Below are 4,562 nucleotides of genomic sequence, written 5' to 3' on the forward strand. Positions count from 1 at the left end.
CCATGAGTATCACCGGAGCCACCTCCGCTGCCAGCATGTCGCACGCCACGCTCGTGGGGGCGCGACCCGGTCCAATCGTGCCTCCCCCGCCCCCGGGGACATCGGTTGGGCCGGACTTCTCTCAACGGATGGGAAAAAGACCCGAAAAAAATACACCTTTTCGAACCATGCGTATTTCACATCGCATTCAACCGGATGTCAGGGGCCAATAGAGCGTTTCCGACATTTCATAGCCGTTTCGCGTAAAACACTTTGGATTTTTACGAGTATTATATGTGTAAAAAACACGACCAGCCTGAGATCGAACAAGCTGTTGAGTTGTTACGAGTTTCTCCCAAAAGATCTTTGTGCCTGACACAAGGAGAGATATTGCATGTTATCACTTTGGACAGATGATCTTGATAAGACAAGGTTCTATCTGGAAATGATCACCAATCTCACAAGCTCGCTCGAGCGGGTTATCGGCTACGAGGATACCGAAGGGTATCTTGCTCTTGTCGGGTCCGAAATGGGCCATGATCTTTACAAGGCCTATTGTTCGGACTCCGGAAAGCCGGATCTGACTGCCGAGGCAATCGCCAAGGTGCTGGTCGATCTCAAGACGCGTATTGATGGAGGGTTTTCGGTAGAGTCCGTCGAAGACGGAAAAATCACCCTGATCAACAATCGCTGTCCTTTCGGGAAAAAGGCGGCGGGTCTTCAATCCCTGTGCATGATAACCTCTTCGGTTTTCGGGGTGATCAGTTCCGAAGCTGCCGGACAGGCGAATGTTGATATTCAGAAATCGCTCGCGGCAGGTGACACGTGCTGCCGGGTCGTCGTTTATCTGAACCAGCCGGAGGCTCCGGGAAAAAGATATTTCGGACGCGTATGACAGTGCTGTCCGAACGACTCGATGTCATCTGCGACTTCATTCGGGATGCCTCTGCGTCTTTCATGGTGATCGATGGAGAGGGGGTCTGCCTTTTCGCAAATCATGCGATCCAGCAGCTGAATGTCACCGGACCGCTGTCCCGGTATTTCAACGGCGATGCCGGCCGGGCCACGCTGAAGGCCGGTGCCGGTCAGAGCACGCCGTTGCCCTTTTCCTTCGAGGGGGCGAAGGGGCGTCAGCGGGCCAATATCCGGCGGATCACCCCGGCCACGGAAGAGGTGATCCTGCTGGTGAAGATCATTCAGAGCGCCCGCATGGCGGCGTTCACCATGGCCAGCCAATCCGAAGGGGCCGCCGCGTTGCAGGCCTATCACAAGCGTCGCGTGTCCGATCGTTTCGGCGCGTTCTTCAACACGGCGCGGGAAGGCAACGCGATCCTGAACCGTGCCGGTGGGTTCGTGTATGGCAACCCGGCCCTGCTGCGCCTTGTCGGCCTGACCGAGGACGAGCTGACCCGCAAGACGCTGTTCGACGTGATCTCCGAAGACAGCGTTGCGGCGCAGATCATCGGGACCGGGGCCACGCGTGTCGATCTGTCGAGGATCGCTCCGTCGCAATTCGATGCGACGCTGCACGGCCCGCAGCGCGACATCCCCGTCTCGGTCAGCCTTGGCTCGAACGGGTCAGAGAGTTCGCCGGAGTTTTTCCTGACCCTGCGCGACCTGACGGATTCCCGACGCTTCGCCGAGGTCAAGAAGCTCAATTCGGAGCTCGATATGGCCAACAAGGCCATGGATGAATTCAACCGTCTGATGTCGCATGAAATGCGCGCGCCGCTGTCGAAACTCGTTTCCATCGCCGAGAACCTGCGCAGCTTCGGCAAGCTGGGTGCCGAGGCCGACCGCTATGTCACGATGATCGAGGAAGCGGCGAAGGATGCGCTGCTTCAGTACAGTTCCATCCTGAGCATGAGCCGGGGCAGCAAGCGCGAGATCGTGCAGTTCCGCCCGGTCGAGCTTGTCGAGCGGCTGATGCGTCAGCACGCGCTGATCGCCGAGCATCATCAGGTCCGACTGAACGGCGCCATCTCCGGCGACAGGCATGCCTCTGTCCCGGTCGATGCGACCGATGTCTTTCTCATCATGACGAACCTTGTGTCCAACGCGCTCAAGCATACCACGGCGGGAGATGCGGTCGTGTTCTCCATCACGGTGCATGAGGACAGCCGATCTCTGGAATTGCAGGTCCGGGACACCGGCACCGGCATTTCCGAGGCGCTGCGTCCGCGCATCTACGATGCCTTCGTCACCACCGCCGCCGAGATGGAGATCCAATCAGGGGTCGGTGTCGGCCTGGCGCTCGTCAAGCGCGCGGTCGAGCTTCGCAAGGGCACGATCGATTTCACATCTGAGCTTGGCAAAGGCACCACCTTTACCGTCATGCTTCCTTTTGCCGAAGGGGATGTGGAGCGGGTCGAGCCCGAAGAGATCGGGTCGGTTGCCAACGGGTTGAACCTTGCCCCGGGAGATACGATCCTTGTCATCGATGATGACGTGGTCAACCTTCAGATCCTGTCTGCCCGGCTGGCCGCCTATGGCTACAAGGTGCTGACCGCCACCGGCGGCACGGGCGCGTTGCGAATCCTGAAAACCGCGCAGGACACTTGGCCCAAACTGATCTTCATCGACCGCAACATGCCTAATCTGAATGGAATGGAAACGACGCGGATCATCCGCAGCCGGTTCCGCGCCCGGGACAGCTTTATCTGTGGTCTGACCGCCTATGTCGATCATGAGATCGTCAAGGACATGACGCTGGCCGGGATGAACTGCGTGGAGCAGAAACCGCTGAGCAATCAGTCGCTGGAGAAATATCTCAAGCCCGACCGTGCAAGGACAGAGGTGGTGCACAGGTTGCCGCGCAGCGCCTGAGCCGGATCAGCTGTCCTGCGACGACCGCATCCGCCACAGCCCGACCGCGAAGCCAAGGCCGCCGACCCCGCAGATGCCCAGTCCGATGACAAGCGGTGAGGGCAGCAGGCCGCTGATCCGCACTGCCCATCCCGGCTGCAGGTAAAGCGCCAGGATCAGCGCTCCGGCGGCGGTCAGGAACCAGCGCAGGGTGCTGCATGTGGCACAGCGCGAGACGCTCCTGCCGATCATGCCGGGCGTTTCCGTGTGCGTTCGGTGTTCAGGTAGATCAGCTTGGCGTTGGTCTGCACCGCCTGCCGGGCCGATCGGTCCAGCAGCACGTTGATGGCATGGCGCACCGCGACCAGCGCATCGTTCAGAACGATCACCCGGGCCGAGGCATCGTGCTGCATCAGGTCGGTGCCGCCGATAAGGGCAATCACCTCGTTGCGCAGCGCATGGTCGGCACAGGCAATGCGCGACAGGTCTTCGGACGCGACCGCAGATTCGAGATTGGCGATCAACCGATCCATCCGATCGGCCATGCCGTGATCGGTCATGTCATTGCGAGGTGCCGTCATTCCGGGGGGGTCTCCAGCTGGGGTCCGATCTCTTTCCAGGCTTCGAGGATCTCGGACATGGCCTCGGCCGCTTCGGTGAGCCGGGCATCGGCATCGTCGCGCCATGCCTTGAGCACGTGAAACCGCGCGAATTCGTAGAGTTGGAACAGGTCTCCCGCAATCTCTCCGCCCTGTTCGAAATCAAGGCTCGATTGCAGGATGTAGATCGCCGTCAGGGCCCGGTTGACATGGTCTGCCGGCAAGGGGCGACCGCTGCCCTGCACCGCGGCAAGAACACCCAGAGACCGGGACAATTCCTTCAGGGTCACGAACACGACGTCATAGGGCCGGGTCGCGTTTTCCTGGAAGATCGTGTCAGCCTGCCGATAGCGGGATCGTGCAAACGCAAAACTCATCGGGCCTCTCCTTGCAATGTCGCTGCGGCTGATTCTGTTAACGGCACCATCCCGAGGGATTTTAGAATCGCCCTGTACGGATCTGAAAACGGGGGGTCGCCTGTGGACCCAACGGGTTTTCCGGGCCTTCGCGGGCACAGGGCCGCTGCGCGTCGCTCTCGCGTATCGGTTTGGGGCATCACTGTCGGCGTCGCTTTCGATATCGCCATCTCTTCGGGATATTCCGACACGTATCTTTCGCTCACCGAGTACCGCTTCGATATTCGGAAGTTTCTATTGAAATGATCTGACTGCATTCGATTTTATTTCGTATCTCTGGGATAACTTAGGCGACTCTATTCCGACTTAGGATAGATTGAGGTCAGGCATTGTTTCCCCGATTTAACTGATATGAAATCGAGGCGGGGGTTTTTGCCTGGATTTGGAAACAACCAGATTTTGACGGATACACACAAAAGCAGACAATGCTGCAAACGGATAAACGAACAGAAAAAAGAGAATTTTATAAATTTCAAAAAATTCTTTCGCTCCGATATCCAGTCAGAATAAATCTAATTATGGCTAAAGAGAAAATCTCTGCTTTTCTCAATAACGGCGCATGTTCCAAATTCGGACTGACCATCTCTGGCTCTCGATCAAATCACTGGTCGGAGATGACACATGGAACCTTTGGTTGATGTATTTGGAACGCAGACGTCTTCTGCGGGACTTTCTTTTGGGTTGCGGGGGATTGTGGACTGGAGCGTGCAGCAGCCGTTCCTGGATGTGTTCAAGACGGCGCGCCCGTGGCTTGGCCATACCG

Annotated in this window: 5 protein-coding genes; 2 read left to right on the forward strand and 3 right to left on the reverse strand. The window is 58.0% G+C overall.

Annotated elements, in window-relative coordinates:
• Positions 1–373 precede the first annotated feature (373 nt).
• A complete protein-coding gene (locus IEV82_RS23270; RefSeq protein WP_188484467.1) occupies positions 374–874 on the forward strand; it encodes a methanogen output domain 1-containing protein in 501 nt (166 codons plus the stop codon).
• Positions 871–2,805 (forward strand): PAS domain-containing hybrid sensor histidine kinase/response regulator, encoded by a 1,935-nt coding sequence (locus IEV82_RS23275; protein WP_188484468.1) that lies wholly within the window; start codon positions 871–873, stop codon positions 2,803–2,805. The genes IEV82_RS23270 and IEV82_RS23275 overlap by 4 nt, the downstream gene beginning before the upstream one ends.
• A gap of 6 nt (positions 2,806–2,811) precedes the next feature.
• On the opposite strand, the gene IEV82_RS23280 is transcribed toward IEV82_RS23275, so the two are convergent.
• Genes IEV82_RS23280 through IEV82_RS23290 form a run of 3 tightly spaced genes read right to left on the reverse strand, consistent with a single transcriptional unit; the run spans position 2,812 to position 3,760 of the window.
• On the reverse strand, positions 2,812–3,036 hold the full coding sequence (locus IEV82_RS23280; RefSeq protein ID WP_188484469.1) for a hypothetical protein: 225 nt from the start codon (positions 3,034–3,036) through the stop codon (positions 2,812–2,814).
• A complete protein-coding gene (locus tag IEV82_RS23285) occupies positions 3,033–3,365 on the reverse strand; it encodes a hypothetical protein (protein WP_188484470.1) in 333 nt (110 codons plus the stop codon). The genes IEV82_RS23280 and IEV82_RS23285 overlap by 4 nt, the downstream gene beginning before the upstream one ends.
• Positions 3,362–3,760 carry a flagellar export chaperone FliS gene (locus IEV82_RS23290; RefSeq protein ID WP_188484471.1) on the reverse strand — a complete coding sequence of 133 codons (399 nt, stop codon included), beginning with the start codon at positions 3,758–3,760 and terminating at the stop codon, positions 3,362–3,364. Before IEV82_RS23290 ends, IEV82_RS23285 begins: the two co-directional genes overlap by 4 nt.
• Positions 3,761–4,562: the final 802 nt, after the last annotated feature.

The organism is Marivita lacus, from assembly GCF_014637725.1.
Lineage (GTDB): Bacteria > Pseudomonadota > Alphaproteobacteria > Rhodobacterales > Rhodobacteraceae > Marivita > Marivita lacus.

Excerpts from the sequence above, each read along its gene's own strand:
- IEV82_RS23270 (WP_188484467.1), top strand. The coding sequence starts at position 374 with ATGTTATCACTTTGGACAGATGATCTTGATAAGACAAGGTTCTATCTG.
- IEV82_RS23275 (WP_188484468.1), top strand. The coding sequence starts at position 871 with ATGACAGTGCTGTCCGAACGACTCGATGTCATCTGCGACTTCATTCGG.
- IEV82_RS23280 (WP_188484469.1), bottom strand. The coding sequence starts at position 3,036 with ATGATCGGCAGGAGCGTCTCGCGCTGTGCCACATGCAGCACCCTGCGC.
- IEV82_RS23285 (WP_188484470.1), bottom strand. The coding sequence starts at position 3,365 with ATGACGGCACCTCGCAATGACATGACCGATCACGGCATGGCCGATCGG.
- IEV82_RS23290 (WP_188484471.1), bottom strand. The coding sequence starts at position 3,760 with ATGAGTTTTGCGTTTGCACGATCCCGCTATCGGCAGGCTGACACGATC.